This is a genomic window from Rhizobium sp. ZPR4 (genome assembly GCF_040215725.1).
Lineage (GTDB): Bacteria > Pseudomonadota > Alphaproteobacteria > Rhizobiales > Rhizobiaceae > Rhizobium > Rhizobium rhizogenes_D.
In genome coordinates this window covers 677,920-692,903 of record NZ_CP157967.1, presented here as the reverse complement: position 1 = coordinate 692,903, position 14,984 = coordinate 677,920, and the positions used below count along the sequence as shown (strand labels likewise).

Annotated in this window: 16 protein-coding genes; 4 read left to right on the top strand and 12 right to left on the bottom strand. The window is 60.6% G+C overall.

Annotated elements, in window-relative coordinates; translation table 11 throughout:
• Positions 1-147: 147 nt before the first annotated feature.
• From ABOK31_RS03405 to ABOK31_RS03360, 10 genes are all read right to left on the bottom strand, one after another.
• Complete coding sequence (locus ABOK31_RS03405) at positions 148-1,704, bottom strand: Do family serine endopeptidase (protein WP_174174015.1); 1,557 nt, start codon at positions 1,702-1,704, stop codon at positions 148-150.
• Between the two features lie 168 nt (positions 1,705-1,872).
• Positions 1,873-2,322, bottom strand: a complete 450-nt coding sequence (locus ABOK31_RS03400; RefSeq protein WP_174174971.1) for a cytochrome c-type biogenesis protein — start codon at positions 2,320-2,322, stop codon at positions 1,873-1,875.
• Between the two features lie 50 nt (positions 2,323-2,372).
• Entirely contained in the window at positions 2,373-4,361 is a 1,989-nt protein-coding gene (locus tag ABOK31_RS03395; RefSeq protein WP_349957781.1) for a heme lyase CcmF/NrfE family subunit, read from the bottom strand.
• Positions 4,358-4,807, bottom strand: a complete 450-nt coding sequence (gene ccmE, locus ABOK31_RS03390; protein WP_174174013.1) for a cytochrome c maturation protein CcmE — start codon at positions 4,805-4,807, stop codon at positions 4,358-4,360. Before ccmE ends, ABOK31_RS03395 begins: the two co-directional genes overlap by 4 nt.
• A complete protein-coding gene (gene ccmI, locus ABOK31_RS03385; RefSeq protein WP_349957780.1) occupies positions 4,804-5,946 on the bottom strand; it encodes a c-type cytochrome biogenesis protein CcmI in 1,143 nt (380 codons plus the stop codon). The genes ccmE and ccmI overlap by 4 nt, the downstream gene beginning before the upstream one ends.
• 195 nt (positions 5,947-6,141) lie before the next feature.
• Entirely contained in the window at positions 6,142-6,573 is a 432-nt protein-coding gene (locus ABOK31_RS03380; protein ID WP_174174011.1) for a hypothetical protein, read from the bottom strand.
• 91 nt (positions 6,574-6,664) lie between these two features.
• Entirely contained in the window at positions 6,665-8,062 is a 1,398-nt protein-coding gene (locus ABOK31_RS03375; RefSeq protein ID WP_349957779.1) for a HAMP domain-containing sensor histidine kinase, read from the bottom strand.
• Positions 8,052-8,723, bottom strand: coding sequence for a response regulator transcription factor (locus tag ABOK31_RS03370; RefSeq protein WP_349957778.1), 672 nt, complete (start codon positions 8,721-8,723; stop codon positions 8,052-8,054). Before ABOK31_RS03370 ends, ABOK31_RS03375 begins: the two co-directional genes overlap by 11 nt.
• 123 nt (positions 8,724-8,846) lie before the next feature.
• Positions 8,847-9,101 carry a hypothetical protein gene (locus ABOK31_RS03365; RefSeq protein WP_075852053.1) on the bottom strand — a complete coding sequence of 85 codons (255 nt, stop codon included), beginning with the start codon at positions 9,099-9,101 and terminating at the stop codon, positions 8,847-8,849.
• Positions 9,102-9,665: 564 nt separating this feature from the next.
• Entirely contained in the window at positions 9,666-9,974 is a 309-nt protein-coding gene (locus ABOK31_RS03360) for a Dabb family protein (RefSeq protein WP_075852052.1), read from the bottom strand.
• A 157-nt stretch (positions 9,975-10,131) separates the two neighbouring features.
• Between ABOK31_RS03360 and ABOK31_RS03355 the strand changes: the two genes are divergently transcribed.
• On the top strand, positions 10,132-10,461 hold the full coding sequence (locus ABOK31_RS03355) for an MmcQ/YjbR family DNA-binding protein (RefSeq protein ID WP_349958839.1): 330 nt from the start codon (positions 10,132-10,134) through the stop codon (positions 10,459-10,461).
• Here ABOK31_RS03355 and ABOK31_RS03350 read toward each other — a convergent pair.
• A complete protein-coding gene (locus ABOK31_RS03350) occupies positions 10,439-10,927 on the bottom strand; it encodes a YcgN family cysteine cluster protein (RefSeq protein WP_174174967.1) in 489 nt (162 codons plus the stop codon). The genes ABOK31_RS03355 and ABOK31_RS03350 overlap by 23 nt on opposite strands.
• A 168-nt stretch (positions 10,928-11,095) precedes the next feature.
• Here ABOK31_RS03350 and ABOK31_RS03345 point away from each other — a divergent pair, with 168 nt between their 5' ends.
• The 3 genes from ABOK31_RS03345 (at position 11,096) to ABOK31_RS03335 (ending at position 14,660) form a co-directional block, all read left to right on the top strand.
• Positions 11,096-13,315 (top strand): PBP1A family penicillin-binding protein, encoded by a 2,220-nt coding sequence (locus ABOK31_RS03345; protein WP_174174009.1) that lies wholly within the window; start codon positions 11,096-11,098, stop codon positions 13,313-13,315.
• A gap of 216 nt (positions 13,316-13,531) precedes the next feature.
• The gene (locus tag ABOK31_RS03340) at positions 13,532-14,119 is read left to right on the top strand and encodes a DUF1214 domain-containing protein (protein ID WP_174174008.1); all 588 of its coding nucleotides are present in this window, start codon (positions 13,532-13,534) and stop codon (positions 14,117-14,119) included.
• Entirely contained in the window at positions 14,112-14,660 is a 549-nt protein-coding gene (locus tag ABOK31_RS03335; RefSeq protein WP_174174007.1) for a DUF1254 domain-containing protein, read from the top strand. The genes ABOK31_RS03340 and ABOK31_RS03335 overlap by 8 nt, the downstream gene beginning before the upstream one ends.
• Positions 14,661-14,781: 121 nt before the next feature.
• Here the strand turns inward: ABOK31_RS03335 and ABOK31_RS03330 are convergent, their stop codons facing one another.
• Positions 14,782-14,949, bottom strand: coding sequence for a hypothetical protein (locus ABOK31_RS03330; protein ID WP_167459816.1), 168 nt, complete (start codon positions 14,947-14,949; stop codon positions 14,782-14,784).
• Between the last annotated feature and the right edge of the window lie 35 nt (positions 14,950-14,984).

Genomic DNA, 14,984 nt, shown 5'->3' with positions numbered 1-14,984 from the left:
CCAGAATCGGAGGAATTCACGGCATGTTGGCCAGCGGTTGTCATCTTTCACCTGCCTTGGAGCCAGTCTCTTTGACATATTCTAAAAAGGAAGCCGCGCAAGCCGTGGCCTGCGCGGCTTCCCGATGCATTTCATTCGCTTAGAGGATCAACCAGCGTTGATCGGCAGAGCAACGAAGCGACTGCCATCGCCGGACTGAATCTGGAACAGCGCGCGCGTGCGGCCGTCCTTCTTCGCCTGCTCGATGACCTTGGCAATGTCGCCAGCGTTCGAAACCTGCTGGTTGTTGACGGAGGTGATCTTCTCGCCTTCCTTCACGCCCTTATCGGCAGCATCGGAGTCGGGATCGACGGCCGTGATCGCGACACCCTTGCCGTCATCGGAAGGACCGACGGTGAGACCAAGATCGGCCAGCGCCTTCTCGGAGGACGGCTGCTGCGGCTGCTGATCCGGCTGCGAGTCGTCGTTGGAGGCCTGGTTCTGATCTGCCGGCAAGGTGCCAAGCTCGACCGTGACCGACTGCGACTTGCCGCCACGCCACAGCGAAACCTCAACCTTGGAGCCCGGCGGCATGGCGCCGATGCGGCGGGCGAGATCGCGCGGATCCTTGACCGGATCGCCGTTGACGGCTGTCACGACGTCGCCGTTTTTGATACCGGCCTTCTGGCCGGGCGAACCATCCTGCGGAGAGACGACCAGGGCGCCACTCGCCTCGGACAGGCCAAGCGATTCGGCGATGTCCTTGGTGACGGGCTGGATCTGCACGCCGAGCCAGCCGCGCGAAACCGTGCCGGTCTTGATGAGGTCGGTCACCACATCCTTGGCCGTCGTTGCCGGGATCGCGAAGGCAATGCCGACGCTGCCGCCCGACTGCGAGAAGATGGCGGTGTTGATGCCGACCACCTGGCCGTTGAGGTTGAAGGTCGGGCCGCCGGAATTGCCCTTGTTCACCGGTGCATCGATCTGGATGTAATCGTCATAGGGGCCGGAATGAATATCGCGGCCGCGAGCCGAGACGATACCGGCCGTGACCGTGCCGCCGAGGCCGAACGGATTGCCGACTGCGACGACCCAATCGCCGACGCGGACCTTGGAATCGTCGGCCCAACCGACATAGGTGAACTTCTTGCCCTTGGGATCGACCTTCAGGACGGCGAGATCGGTGCGGCTATCCTTGCCGACGAGCTTGGCGTCGAGTTCGGTGCCGTCATTGAGGACGACGACGAACGCGGCGCCATCGGAAACGACGTGATTGTTGGTGACGATGTAACCGTCTTCGGAGACGAAGAAGCCGGACCCCTGAGCGACCGGGCGCAGGCGGCCCTTGTCGTCGGAATTCTTCTGCTGGTTCTGGCCATGCTGCTGGCCACGACCCTGCTGCTGTTCGAACTGACGGAAGAACTTCTTCAGCGGATGGTCGTCGGGAAGATCGTCGAAGCCGCGGCCGAGACCGAAAGAATCATCCTCGTCGGCAACCGGGTTGACGCGGGATTCGACGCGGACCGAAACGACGGCCGGCGAAACGGCATCCACTACATTGGCGAAGCTCGGAACCTGCGGCGCCTGAACGTTAACGGCATCGGCATAGGCACCGGTGACCACAGCCGGAACACCCGTTGCCAGGGCAGCGACAGCGAGGCCGGCGACGACGGAAGCCTTCATAGCCGTGCTGCGGGACAAGGTGTTCTTGATATTCCTGAACATATGCGAGTTACCTCTTCTTTTCTCGTCGGATTTGCGCCGGCAGAACCGGCTATGGTTCGTCATGGTAAAGATATAGGGCACGGCACCTTACAACGAACTGTCCGCCCCATGAAAAATTCGTAATGTAAGGAAATCGTTGCAATGTCACGACGGAAGATGACGGCCGCGTCACTTCCCCAGGATGTCTTTCAACTGCGCCTCTTCATCGGCGCTCAGAGAGCTGCCGGTAGGCTTGCCAGCGCGGCGTCGGGCATAGACGGCAAGGGCCAATCCGCCTGCGACGAAGAGTACAATTGGCGCACCCCAGAGAATATAGGTCTTCTCGCTCAGACGCGGCTTGAGCAGGACGAACTCGCCGTAGCGGGACACGATGTAATCGAGCACCTGCTGATCGGTGTCGCCATCGGTGAGGCGCTTGCGTACGAGCAGGCGCAGGTCGCGGGCAAGATCGGCATTGGAATCATCGATGGATTGGTTCTGGCAGACCATACAGCGCAACTCGGCCGAGATCGTGCGCGCCCGTGCTTCCAAGGCCGGATCGGGCAAAACTTCATCGGGATTGACGGCAAAGGCGGACAGCGGCATCAGCAGCGCAGCAAGGCAGAGGCAAAGCCGCATCCAGCCGCCAAGCCGCCTTTTACGCGCCAAAAGAGATATCGGCCGCCCGCTCATTCGGCCGGTTCCATAGCCGGACGAACCGGTTTCACCTTGCGGCTGGGCGCGCCGACGCGCAGGCGACGATCGCTGAGCGACACGAAACCGCCGATCGCCATGACGAGCGCGCCCATCCAGATGCAGAGAATGAACGGCTTCCACCAGATGCGCACGACCATGCCGCCATCCTTGCTGGCATCGCCGACCGACACATAGAGCTGATTGAGACCGAGCGTGAGAATGCCCGATTCGGTGGTCGCCGTGCGGCTTGCGGTGAAGACGCGCTTGGAAGAAGACATCTCGGCGAAAGCAACACCGCCGCGGCTGACTGTGAAGCGGGCGCGATCCTCTGTGAAATTGGGACCGACGCCCGGCTGCATGCCGTCAAAGCGTAGGCTGTAGCCGCCAAGCTCGGCCATCTCGCCCGGCTTCATGCTGGTGATGTGTTCGCCCTCGAAGGTCGTCACGGCGACGATACCGAGGACAGTGATGCCGAGGCCGGCATGGGCAAGTGCGGTGCCGAAAGCAGAGCGCGGCAGCCCGCTCAGGCGGCGCCAGGCGACGCCAGCCGCCACCTTGCCGACGCCGGCGCGATACCAGAGATCGGCCAAGGCGCCGAAGACCAGGAAGAAGCCGGCGGCGAGACCGAGAGCGGCAAGCACCGGCCCACCATGCTCGACATAGAACAGGACAAGGCCGGCCAGGAAGGCCAGGCCCGCAATGACATAAAGCCTCTGCAACGCGCCGAGCAGATCGCCGCGCTTCCAGGCGAGCAGCGGGCCGAACGGTACGGCAACGAGGATCGGGGTCATCAACAGCCCGAACGTCATGTTGAAGAAGGGCGGGCCGACGGAAATCTTGTCACCGGTCAGCGTTTCGAGCGCCAGCGGATAGAGCGTGCCGGTCAGCACCGTGCCGCAAGCGACCGTCAGGATCAGGTTGTTCAGCACCAGCGCTCCCTCGCGCGAGATCGGCGCGAACAATCCGCCGGCGGCAAGCTTCGGCGCGCGCAGGGCAAACAGCGACAGCGCCCCGCCGATGAAGACCAGCAGTATGCAGAGAATGAAGATGCCGCGCGTCGGATCGCTGGCGAAGGAATGCACCGAGGTCAGCACGCCGGAGCGGACGAGAAAGGTGCCAAGCAGCGAGAGCGAGAAGGTGAGGATCGCCAGCAGAACGGTCCAGATCTTCAGGGCATCGCGCTTTTCCATGACGAGTGCCGAATGCAGTAGCGCCGTGCCGGCAAGCCAGGGCATGAAGGACGCGTTTTCCACCGGGTCCCAGAACCACCAGCCGCCCCAGCCGAGCTCGTAATAGGCCCAGTAGGACCCCATGGCGATACCAAGCGTCAGGAAGCTCCAGGCCGCCAGCGTCCAGGGACGGACCCAGCGCGCCCAGGCGGCATCGATACGCCCTTCCAGAAGTGCTGCGACGGCAAAGGAGAAGCAGACGGAAAAGCCGACATAGCCGAGATAGAGCAAGGGCGGGTGGATCGCCAGCCCAATGTCCTGGAGGATGGGATTGAGATCCTTGCCCTCGGCCGGCGCCGGGTTCATGCGAATGAAGGGATTAGAGGTGAGCAGGATAAAGACCAGAAAGGCCGAGGAGATCCATGACTGCACGGCAAGCACATTGGCGCGCAACACGTCAGGCAGATTGCGCCCGAAGAGCGCGACCAGCGCGCTGAACAGCGCCAGGATCAGCAGCCAGAGCATCATCGATCCCTCATGATTGCCCCAGACGCCGGAGATCTTGAAGATCAGCGGCATCAGCGAATGGGAATTGGCCCAGACGTTGAGGACGGAGAAATCGGAGGCGACATAGGCATAGGTCAGCACGCCGAAGGAGAAGGCAACCAGCAGGAACATGACGACCGAGCCGACCGGGGCGATATCCATCATCGACGCGTCACCGCGCCGGGCGCCGGCGACAGGCAGGATGGAGACGATCAGCGCGGTCGCCAGCGCCAGCACCAGCGCATAATGTCCGAGCTCGATGATCATTGGCTGGCCTCCTCGCCTTTCCACACGCCATCGGCCTTCAGCTTGTCGGCGACCTGCTTCGGCATGTAGCGCTCATCATGCTTGGCAAGCACGCTGTCGGCAACGAAAACGTCGCTGCCCGGTTCGAACTTGCCTTCAGTGACCACACCCTGTCCTTCACGGAAGAGATCCGGCAGGATGCCATCATATTTCACCTTGATCGTATCGGTGCCGTCGGTGACCGAGAATTGAACCTGGGTGCCCTGACCACGCACGATCGAGCCCTCCCCGACAAGCCCGCCGAGGCGGATCAGCGTGCCGGCATTGACCGGCGTCTTGGCGAGATCGGCCGGCATGTAGAAATAGGCGACCGACTGGCTGAAGGCGAACAGGACGAGCAGCACGGCAACCGCGATGAAACCCATGCCGCCGGCGATCACAGCCAGTCGTTTCTGCTTGCGGGTCATTGCTGCGTCACCTCCGTCGGCAGGCCCAATTCCTTCGCCAGCGCCAGAAGCTGCTGGCCCTCCCCTCCATCGGCCGGAAAGGCCGCGAGACCGCGCTTCAACGCATCCGCTGCGCGCTCCCGATCATTCAGCACCACATAGGAGCGGATCAGCCGCATCCAGCCTTCGAAGTTCTTCGGATCGTCCTTCAGCTTGGCATCGAGGCTATCGACCATACCGCGGATCATCTGTTGGCGGTCGCCGCTGCTCAATGCATTCGCCGCCGCCACATCGTCCGCGGTCGGATTGCCGGGCGCATTGGCATTTGCAGACGACACAGCCTTGCCGCCATTCTTGACGATATGTTCGTCGACGGCTGCAAGCCAAGGCGCATCCGGCGGCGATTGTTTCGCCAGAGCCTCGAAGGCCGTCTTCGCATCGGCCGCCTTGCCCTCCTGCTCCAGTGCCAGCGCCAGATAGAAAAGCGTGCGAGGGTTGGCGGCATCGAGCGCCAGAGACTGTTGCAACACGCTGCGCGCCTCCGCCGTCACAATACCATTGGCCTTGACGACCAGCACCTCGCCCAGATCGCCAAGCCGGATCGCATTCGGCCCCAGCAGGCGGATGACGTTACGATAAGCGAGCTCCGCATCGCCGATGCGGTTGGTCTTGAAATAGATCGGCGCCAGGACCTCCCAGCCCTTGGCGTCGTCCGGGTTCTTCGCCAGATGCTGCTCGATCTTGACGATCGAGATGGCAAGATCGTTTCCTGGCTTCTCCAGCCGCGCTTCCAGCGGCTGGGCTGGCAGGCCGGGATCGCCGTTGGCGAGATAGAGACAGAGACCAACGGCCGGAAGAACGACGATGATAAAGGCCTGGGCAAGACGATAGCTGCCATGCGCAGGCGATTTCGCTGCCGTTTTCTCGTCCTTGGCGGCAGCGATGAGACGCCGTCCGATTTCGGCGCGGGCATAGCCGGCCTCCTGCGCGGAGATGAGGCCGCCGGCAAGATCGCGTTCCAATTCACGAAGCTGATCGCGATAGACCTCGGCCTCGCCGGAACGACAGTCCTCCGCCTCCTTCGCACCACGCAGAAGAGGATAGAGCAGCACAGCGCCGACAACCGCCGTAAGAACGGCCACGAGAATCCAGAACAGCATAGACGCCCAATACTTTAACGGGGCGCTTATTCCAACCAGGAAAGGCTCTCTGACGAAGATTTGAGGCGTTTGGCCGCGCCTTTCAGCGCGGAAACCTGGGGCCTTTCCGCTTTTCTTCGAATCGCGAAAAGATCCATCCTTTGTTTTTACGCAATTCCAGACGGAAAACCGCTGCGCGCTTTTGCTGAAATCGCTTTAGTCGAGCGGCGTCCAGGTGCCATCGTCATTGCGGCAGGCCGCTCCTCTTGCCGTCGTCGGCTTGCCGTCAACGGTAACGGTGTGGGTATATTGCCGGCAATTCTGGGAACCGACCTGATAGGGTGCCGCGGGAACAACCTCGCCACTTGCATTCCTGCCCTTCCAGGCCACCGGCTGGCCAAGAGGCGACGTCTCAAGCGCCCGATATTCCGCCTCCAGCGCGCGCTGCTTGTCGCTATCGCTGAGCTTGATGCCGGTGCGCTCGACGATGCCGCCATCAAGAGCATTGATGAAGGTTGCGGAGGCTGGAGGCTTCGCAGACGAAAACAGGCTCTTGCCACCCCCTAGGCCGCTCGTTGTCGAGCAACCTGAAAGCGCAATCGCGGCGGAAAGAGAGGGGACAATTAGAAAAAAGGTACGAAGCTTCATACAACCGAACCAGTATCAAAAAGCAAAACCATAGGTACTGCGCTGCGGCATCATCATGACCCACAACGTCTTTTTGGCATCATGCCGTTCCTCACGCAACATCCTTCGTCAGACCCGGCAAAATTAGGCTCGCCCGAAGCCCGCCCCAGCTACCCCGGGAGAGTTCGAAACGGCCTTGATATTCATTCGTGATTTCGCTGACGATCGACAGGCCAAGCCCGGTGCCGGGCTTGCTTTCATCCAGCCTGCGCCCGCGCTTCATGGCTTCACGGATCTGATCCGGCTCCAGACCGGGGCCATCGTCCTCAACTACCAGTTCCACCCAATGGCGCCGCGCCGGATCAATGCCCTTGATCTCAGCCGGCGCCTCATTTGCAACCAGGCGCACCTTGTGTTCAGCAAAGCGGGCGGCATTTTCGAGGAGGTTGCCGACCGTCTCCTCCAGATCCTGCTGTTCCATGGCGAGCGCCAGATTGGGCGAGACGGAAAGTTCGAATTCCTTGTCGGCGTTCAGCCGCCGCATGACGCGGACAAGACGCTCCAGCGCCGGCTCGGCCTCGGTGCGCGCCAGGACGGATTCGCGCTGGGCGGCGATGCGGGCACGATTAAGATAGGATTGCACCTGGCCTTGCATGACCTCGGCCTGGTTCTTCACCAGATCACCATGTGATCGCTCAAGGACACGGGATTCGTTGAGCAGCACCGCGATCGGCGTTTTCAGCGAGTGGGCGAGATTGCCGACCTGCATGCGGGCGCGCTCGACGATACGCCGGTTGCTGTCGATCAGCGCATTGATCTCATTGGCAAGCGGCAGGATCTCGCGCGGGAAATCGCCTTGCAAGCGCTCGCTTTCGCCCGCGCGGATGCGTTCCAGCGCGGCGCGAGCCTTATCGAGCGGCTTCAGACCATAGAGAATGGCGAGTGCATTGACGATCAAGCTTCCGACGCCGAAGCCGACGAGCGCAAAATAAAGGCTGTGGGAGAAGTTGCGTACGTCATCCTCGACCACGGCAACATTGCCGGTCACGCGGAAGCGCGCGGCGCGGCCGTCCGTGTCGAGCACGACTTCGGTCTCGGCCACCTGAACGCGGTTCCCGAAGGCATCGGTGACGATGTAATAGCGCTCGTAATTCTTGTCGAAGGGCGCTTCCAGCACCGAAAGCACCGGCAGATTCGATGCGCCGAGCGACGGCGAGACCAGCGGTGTCGCGGTATAGGTGCCGAGCGGCTCTACCATCCAGTACCAGCCGGTCTTGGGCTGGGCAAACCGCAGGTCACCGAGCTGCGGGCTGCCGGCTAAGGCGCCTTGATCGCCGATCGTCACCGAGTTGATGACGTTATAGAGCTGAGCGCGCAACAGGTCCTGAAAACCGCGCTCGGCACTCTTGCGATAGATGTTTGAGATAACGAGGCCGATCACCACCAGCGCCACTGCGGACCACAATGTGGTCAGCAGCAGGACGCGCGCGGTGAGCGACTTAATTCGCATTGGTCGGAGCTTGGATTCGGTAACCAAGGCCACGGACCGTTTCAATCAGATCGACACCCATCTTCTTGCGCAAACGACCGACAAACACCTCGATCGTATTGGAATCCCTATCAAAATCCTGATCGTACATATGTTCGACCAGCTCCGTGCGCGACACGACTTCGCCCTTATGGTGCATGAGATAGGCAAGCAGGCGGTACTCGTGCGAGGTGAGCTTCAGCGGCTTGCCATCGACAGTCGCCTTCGAGCTCTTGGTGTCGAGCCGCACAGGGCCACAGACGATTTCCGAAGAGGCGTGACCCGCGGCACGGCGGATGAGCGCGCGGATGCGGGCGAGCACTTCCTCGACATGGAAAGGCTTGGTGACGTAGTCGTCCGCGCCGGCATCGATGCCTGCCACCTTGTCGCTCCAGCGGTCGCGAGCGGTCAGGATCAGCACAGGCACGGTGCGTCCGGCGCCGCGCCATTTTTCAAGCACGGTGATGCCATCCATTTCAGGCAAGCCTATATCCAGGATGATCGCATCGTAAGGTTCGGTATCGCCGAGGAAATGCCCCTCCTCGCCATCAAAGGCCGTATCGACCACATAGCCCGCCTCCTTCAATGCCTCGGCAAGCTGGCGGTTCAAGTTGATATCGTCTTCGACTATGAGAATGCGCATGTCTGAATCCAATTTCCCCGGTTCGAGAAACAGTACTGTAAATCGCGCTACAGTGGAATCACGGAAACAATAAGATTTTGTGTAAGATTCAAGGCTTTAGGTTGATAGCGAAATGCCTTGGCATCACATCGGCACCTTCATCGTCACCTTGCGCGGGCGCTGCCCGTTGCCCTGGACGAGAACGGTGATGATGCAGCTGTCACCGGAAGGTTGTGCGGAAAGAAGCTGGCCGCCGGTCTTGGCGACGACTTCCTCGGCTGCCTCACTGCAATCGCTGTTGGCGCGCGCGACCAGGGTCGACGTCGGCGCTGGCGCCGGCAGAACAGACGAGCCGGCCAGGACGAGGGCCGCTGCTGCTATGCTTGAAAATGAGGCCATGCTTCGGACTTCCCACAGGGATATTAACTTGGCCGATTATTTACCCAAACACGTCTGAATGGCAAATGAATGGGCTGTAATTTTCGGCCAACCGGGCGTAAGGATCGCTCGACTGATGTACTAAGCCTTTGAAATTATTGAATACGAATCTGCCGTGGCGTGATAACGGCAACCGACTGTCGTTCCAGAGCGCAGCATCGATACAATCTATCGGCGACATGCGTGAATCGATATGTATCCGCGTTCGCGGGCACCACGCCCGGAGCCGCAGGCTTAACCATTTTTAATCATTCTCGCTTATCATCGGTTCGTGGAGGCGAGATGAAACGTCGCCTTTCGTGGCCAATGCAACTGGCCTGCAAGCGCCTTATCGACATAAGGCGTGGCGATTCCTTGAGTCCTTTGAATCGCTTGCCGCGATTTCCTCTCAAGTTGAGTCTGGGCTTTCAAAAGTTGATTCAAGAACCTCAAGCCGAGAATCCGCTCGCCAACAATCCGATTCCGCTCGCGTGCTCAATCCGTTGAAATGGTTGACGGGAAATGGTCCTGTCCGGCGCCCGATGTTCAGAAAGGTTCACGGACGGCCGTCACCGTCTCATAGTCTGCAGCAATGCGCATTTCGCGAAGCGGACGAACGCGCTCGATGGACCGCTGATAGTTTGGATGGGCCTTGTAAGCTGCCAACGCCGCTTCGTCGTCGAATTCGCCGTAGACGACGAGATCGACTTCGGTTCCGAGCTGATCGGTCTTGACGTTCGTGCCGATCTCCAAAAGCCGCGCATGCGGAATGGCGGTGAGGATAGAGAGGCCGGAACGGACCTCCTCAAGCTTGGCGCGATCGGGAACGGTGAAGAAGACGATATGACGGATCACCCGGCGGCTCCTTGTGCATATGCGAGGGCACGGCGGCGATACCATGTGGACAGGCTCAATTCAATAAACTGACCATCTCGCCTGTGGGACTGTTTGGTCGAAGACCGTGCCGGCTTCCGTTTGCTGCCTGGTGATCTGGCGTGATACTGTCAAGCCGATGACCGACGAGGAGCTCATATCCCTGGCCCTCGGTTTGCCGGAAACAGCAGAGGGCTCGCATTTCGGCACCCGTGACTTTCGCGTGCGGGGCAAGATCTTCATGACCCTACCAGACCCGCATTTCTGCGTCGTCAAATTGACGCCTGACCAGCAGCAGATGGCATTGGCAACCACCCCGGAGCACGTCGCTCCCGTGCCGGGCGGCTGGGGTCTGAAGGGTTCAACGCGACTTTTCCACCATGATGCCGATGATGAAGAGGTCAGGAGGCTGGTGCGCCGCGCATGGCGGAACGCAGCACCCAAATCTATGGCTTTGCCGGAGGATTAGGCATCATATCGTCTTCGACGGTCAGCGGCCAGTCGACGACATAATCCTCGAAATCGTCGAGATCGACATCGGTCTCGCTGACCGTGCGGCCTCGGGCGGAAACGCCGGCGATGTGCACCGTCTCCGGATCGCCCGAAAGCAGCGGATGCCACCAGTAGAGATCGCGGCCATCATTGACGAGGCGATAGGCGCAGGTGGGCGGCAGCCATTCCAGCTCCGGCACCTTCTCAGGCGTGAGCTGTACGCAATCGGGCACGAAATCCCAACGGTTCGGATAGCTCGTGCAACGACAGCTTTCGCCATCCATCAGCTTGCAGCGGATCGAGGTGAAATAGACGTCGCCGCTATCCCATTCCTCCAGCTTGTTGAGACAACAGAGGCCACAGCCGTCGCAAAGGCTCTCCCATTCCGACGAAGTCATCTCCGTCAGGGTCTTGCTTTTCCAGAAGGGTATCTCGTCTGTCATCATCGTCGTCCTCGCCACCCGACAAAGGAGGAATTCGGGCTGCGGCATGCATGTCTCTTGTTCTTTTCTCTAAATCAACCAATTATTCAATTAGCCGTTCTATGAGATAATAGGCTTTGCGTGTCCCACAAGGAGACACGCGGCAGTAATGTGGTCGGGAAGTAGAGCGTGGAAGACCCATCCAATCCAGAAAACGGGCCGAAGATGGAGCCCGAGACGCCAAGGGATAACGGGGCCGAAAAGCCGCGGCGTCGGAAGCGCTATTTCTTTTTGCGCCTCGATTCATGGATCGACTCCACTTTGTGGAATGCCGGTTTCGGTCTCGCCGAAGCATGGGAAGAGATCACCATCTTCTTCCGCCGTTTCCGCGTTCGCGGCTGGAAACGCATTCTTTTCGAACTGCTCGGTGAAGGCCTGACGCTGGGGACTGCCGGTTCCGTCGTGATGTTGATGCTTGCCATGCCGGCCTTCGAGGCCACACAGGGCGACTGGCGCAACCGCGGCAATTTCGCCGTCACCTTCCTCGACCGCTACGGCAACGTCATCGGCCATCGCGGCATCATTCATGAGAATTCCGTGCCGGTCGACCAGCTGCCGGATTATTTCATCAAAGCGGTCCTTGCGACCGAAGACCGGCGTTTCTTCGACCATTTCGGCATCGACGTCATCGGCCTGTTCCGCGCAGTCACCGTCAATGCGCAGGCTGGCGGCGTCGTCCAGGGCGGTTCGACGCTGACGCAGCAGCTTGCCAAGAACATCTTCCTGAGCAATGAGCGCTCCATCGAGCGCAAGATCAAGGAAGCCTTCCTGGCGATCTGGCTCGAGGCCAATCTCTCCAAGAAGGAGATCCTGAGCCTCTATCTCGACCGCACCTATATGGGCGGCGGCACCTTCGGCGCGGCGGCGGCGGCGCAGTTCTACTTCGGCAAGAGCATTACCGACGTCAATCTGGCAGAAGCTGCCATGCTTGCCGGCCTTTTCAAGGCGCCAGCGAAATATGCACCGCATGTCAACCTGCCGGCGGCGCGTGCCCGCGCCAACGACGTGCTGTCCAATCTCGTGCAAAGCGGGCTGATGACCGAGGGACAGGTGATCGCCGCGCGGCGCAACCCGGCTTCGGTGGTTGACCGCGCCCAGATCGAATCTCCGGATTATTTCCTCGATTGGGCCTTCGACGAAGTGCAGCGGCTTTCGACCCGCTTCCCCGAGCGCTCGCTGATCGTGCGCACCACCATCGACATGGGGCTGCAGAAGGCGGCGGAGGATTCGGTCCAATCCAGCCTGATGGAATTCGGCGAACGCTATAAGGCCAAACAGGGCGCCTCCGTCGTCATCGAAAATGGCGGCGCGGTGCGCGCCATGGTCGGCGGCAGCGATTACGGCGAGAGCCAGTTCAACCGCGCCACCAAGGCACTGCGTCAGCCGGGTTCATCTTTCAAGATCTATACGTATTCGGTCGCGATGGAGAACGGCATGACGCCGACATCCACCATCGTCGATGCCCCGATCAGCTGGGGCAACTGGAGCCCGCATAATTACGAGAACCGCTACGAGGGCAAGGTGACGCTGACCCAGGCGCTCACGCAGTCGATCAACACGATCCCCGTACGGCTCGCCAAGGAAAAGTTCGGTATCCAGCCGATCCGCGACATGGCCAAGGCCATGGGCGTGGAAACGCCGATCCGCAACGACAAGACCATTCCGATCGGTACTTCGGAAGTGACCGTGCTCGATCAGGCGACCGCCTATGCGGTCTTCCCGGCCGATGGCATGCAGTCGCGCCGCCACGGCATCGAGCAGATCACCGGCTATGACGGAAAGGTGCTTTACGATTTCAGCCGCGACGAAGCGCCCGCCAAGCGGATTTTGACAGAAAAAGCCACATCCTACATGAATCAGATGCTGACGCAGGTTCCGGTGATCGGCACCGGCCGCAAGGCGGCGCTTGACAACGGCATCGTGGTCGGCGGCAAGACCGGCACCACGCAGGCCTATCGCGACGCCTGGTTCATCGGCTTTACCGGCAATTACACCTGTGCCGTCTGGTTCGGCAATGACGACTATACCTCCACGAACAACATGACAGGCGGCACCCTGCCGGCCATGACCTTCAAGAAGATCATGGATTACGCCAATCAGGGCATCGTGCTGAAGCCGATCCCTGGCATCGCCAACCCGTTCCCGGTCCAGAAGCCGCAAACCGTCGCCGCGAAGAAGCCCGCCGACCCTGCCAATAGCGGCCTGCCGCCATTGATACGGCCGCGCTCGCTGTCGGTGGATTCCACGAATATCCTGCGCGATATCGGCGAAAGGCTGAAGGCCGCAACACCGCTCGGCACGCAGAAAGTGGCGACCGCCGAGCGTCGCAGCGCGACGGCGCCGGAGTAACCAGCCCTCGCAGAAAATGCGCCGCGGTGCGATGCAGATGACGGCAGCAAATCTGTGGTCAAACCAACGGACGGAAGCCGGCGTTTCGGATGCCCCGCTGCCGTTCCTGATCCTCGCCATTGTTCTCAAGACAGCCGTAAATAGCGGCTTGCCCTTCCCCCTACCGCCAGAATCAGGAATAAATCGACACTGATTTGTCACGAGGACGATCCTAGGGTGTTCCGAGTTCCCCTTCTTGTTGCGCTTTCGCTAGTCATCGCCTTTGGCGGCGGGATCGTGTTCACGCTTCTGGCGCTGGATGCCACCTCCGGCTTCGGCGCAATCAAGCTTGGCGCCTGGCAGGCTTTTCCCGAAATGCAGACGGCGGATGCGGACCCTTATGCGAAATCCCATAGAGCGCGCGCCGGGCGGCTGCTTTACGGCACGGCCGAAGGGCTGGTTTTTACCGCTTCCGATGACGACAGCGGCACTAGATTGACGGCGAGCTGCACCTACCGCATCAGCGGCCAGACACCGCCAGCAAGGCTCTGGACCCTCTTCATCGCCGGCAATGATGGTCGGCCGATCGAAGACGCTACCGGTCGCCCCTCCACCATCAATTCCTGGGTGGTGCTGCGCAAGCCGGATTCGACCTTCAACATCACCGTTTCATCCAATGCGCAGGCGGGCAACTGGCTCGCCTTGCCGCCGTCTGGCAATTTTCGCCTGGTATGGACGCTCCTGGATTCGCCGGCCGCCAGCAATTCCGGCCTGATTGATCTCGGCATGCCGAAACTCGAAAAGATCGGGTGTGGCAATGTTTAGATTCGTCTTCGCGATCCTGACCGGCGTATTCGGTGCGGTACTGCTCCATATCATCATCATTCTGTCGCTGCCGCATTTCTCCGACCGGGACGCCTATACGCGCGTGTCGGACGAGGGTGACGAGAACCATTTCTACATGCTCGACAACAAGGATGACGATGCTGGGCTTTCCAACACCGATCCCTATATCCGCACCGCCGTCTGCGCTTTCGACATCGAGGATACGCCCGTTCATTTGACCGCGAAGGGCAAGGTGCCGTTCTGGTCACTCGCCATTTATGACGCGGCATCCAATGAAGTGTTCAGCATGAGCGACCGAACATCGGTCGGCGGGACGCTCGATCTACTGCTTGCATCGCCCGTCCAGTTGACCGGCATACGTAAGGCGCTGCCGCCCGCCCTTGCCCAATCGATCCTGGTGGAAGTGCCGCGGGCTCAGGGTTATGCGGTGCTGCACACGATGGCACCTCAAGCGAGCTTCGACGACGCGGCGCGAGAATTTCTCTCCGAGGCCGGCTGCGACGAATTCGGCAATGGCTGAGGCTTGGGCTGTTAGAACTCGCAGATCGATGGCGAGCGTCCCGGCAAGCGCTATCCGGCTGGATGCGGCGGCAATTGGCAGGCATGCATGAACTCGCCATGCGCGTACATATCTTGAAGCGCTACTTTCCCTTTGCCCGCTTCGGCCCCGCTCCGGGGCGATGCGTTGGCGTATCAAGATGCTCGTAACGCACGCCGGTGAACAAAAGTATCTTTGCCTCCACCGGCTCTTTCTGCGCGCGCGGCGGCAGGCGCAATCGCCAATCCGAAAGAGATATGATCTTTGCCATTCTCGTCTCCATTAAAGTCTCGAGACGGATGAACC

What these genes read in the sequence shown, in the direction of transcription:
- ABOK31_RS03395 (WP_349957781.1), bottom strand. Translation starts at nt 4,361, where the DNA reads ATGATCATCGAGCTCGGACATTATGCGCTGGTGCTGGCGCTGGCGACC.
- ABOK31_RS03380 (WP_174174011.1), bottom strand. Translation starts at nt 6,573, where the DNA reads ATGAAGCTTCGTACCTTTTTTCTAATTGTCCCCTCTCTTTCCGCCGCG.
- ABOK31_RS03355 (WP_349958839.1), top strand. Translation starts at nt 10,132, where the DNA reads ATGACCGACGAGGAGCTCATATCCCTGGCCCTCGGTTTGCCGGAAACA.
- ABOK31_RS03330 (WP_167459816.1), bottom strand. Translation starts at nt 14,949, where the DNA reads ATGGCAAAGATCATATCTCTTTCGGATTGGCGATTGCGCCTGCCGCCG.
- ccmI (WP_349957780.1), bottom strand. Translation starts at nt 5,946, where the DNA reads ATGCTGTTCTGGATTCTCGTGGCCGTTCTTACGGCGGTTGTCGGCGCT.
- ABOK31_RS03400 (WP_174174971.1), bottom strand. Translation starts at nt 2,322, where the DNA reads ATGCGGCTTTGCCTCTGCCTTGCTGCGCTGCTGATGCCGCTGTCCGCC.
- ccmE (WP_174174013.1), bottom strand. Translation starts at nt 4,807, where the DNA reads ATGACCCGCAAGCAGAAACGACTGGCTGTGATCGCCGGCGGCATGGGT.
- ABOK31_RS03370 (WP_349957778.1), bottom strand. Translation starts at nt 8,723, where the DNA reads ATGCGCATTCTCATAGTCGAAGACGATATCAACTTGAACCGCCAGCTT.
- ABOK31_RS03365 (WP_075852053.1), bottom strand. Translation starts at nt 9,101, where the DNA reads ATGGCCTCATTTTCAAGCATAGCAGCAGCGGCCCTCGTCCTGGCCGGC.
- ABOK31_RS03375 (WP_349957779.1), bottom strand. Translation starts at nt 8,062, where the DNA reads ATGCGAATTAAGTCGCTCACCGCGCGCGTCCTGCTGCTGACCACATTG.
- ABOK31_RS03405 (WP_174174015.1), bottom strand. Translation starts at nt 1,704, where the DNA reads ATGTTCAGGAATATCAAGAACACCTTGTCCCGCAGCACGGCTATGAAG.
- ABOK31_RS03350 (WP_174174967.1), bottom strand. Translation starts at nt 10,927, where the DNA reads ATGACAGACGAGATACCCTTCTGGAAAAGCAAGACCCTGACGGAGATG.
- ABOK31_RS03335 (WP_174174007.1), top strand. Translation starts at nt 14,112, where the DNA reads ATGTTTAGATTCGTCTTCGCGATCCTGACCGGCGTATTCGGTGCGGTA.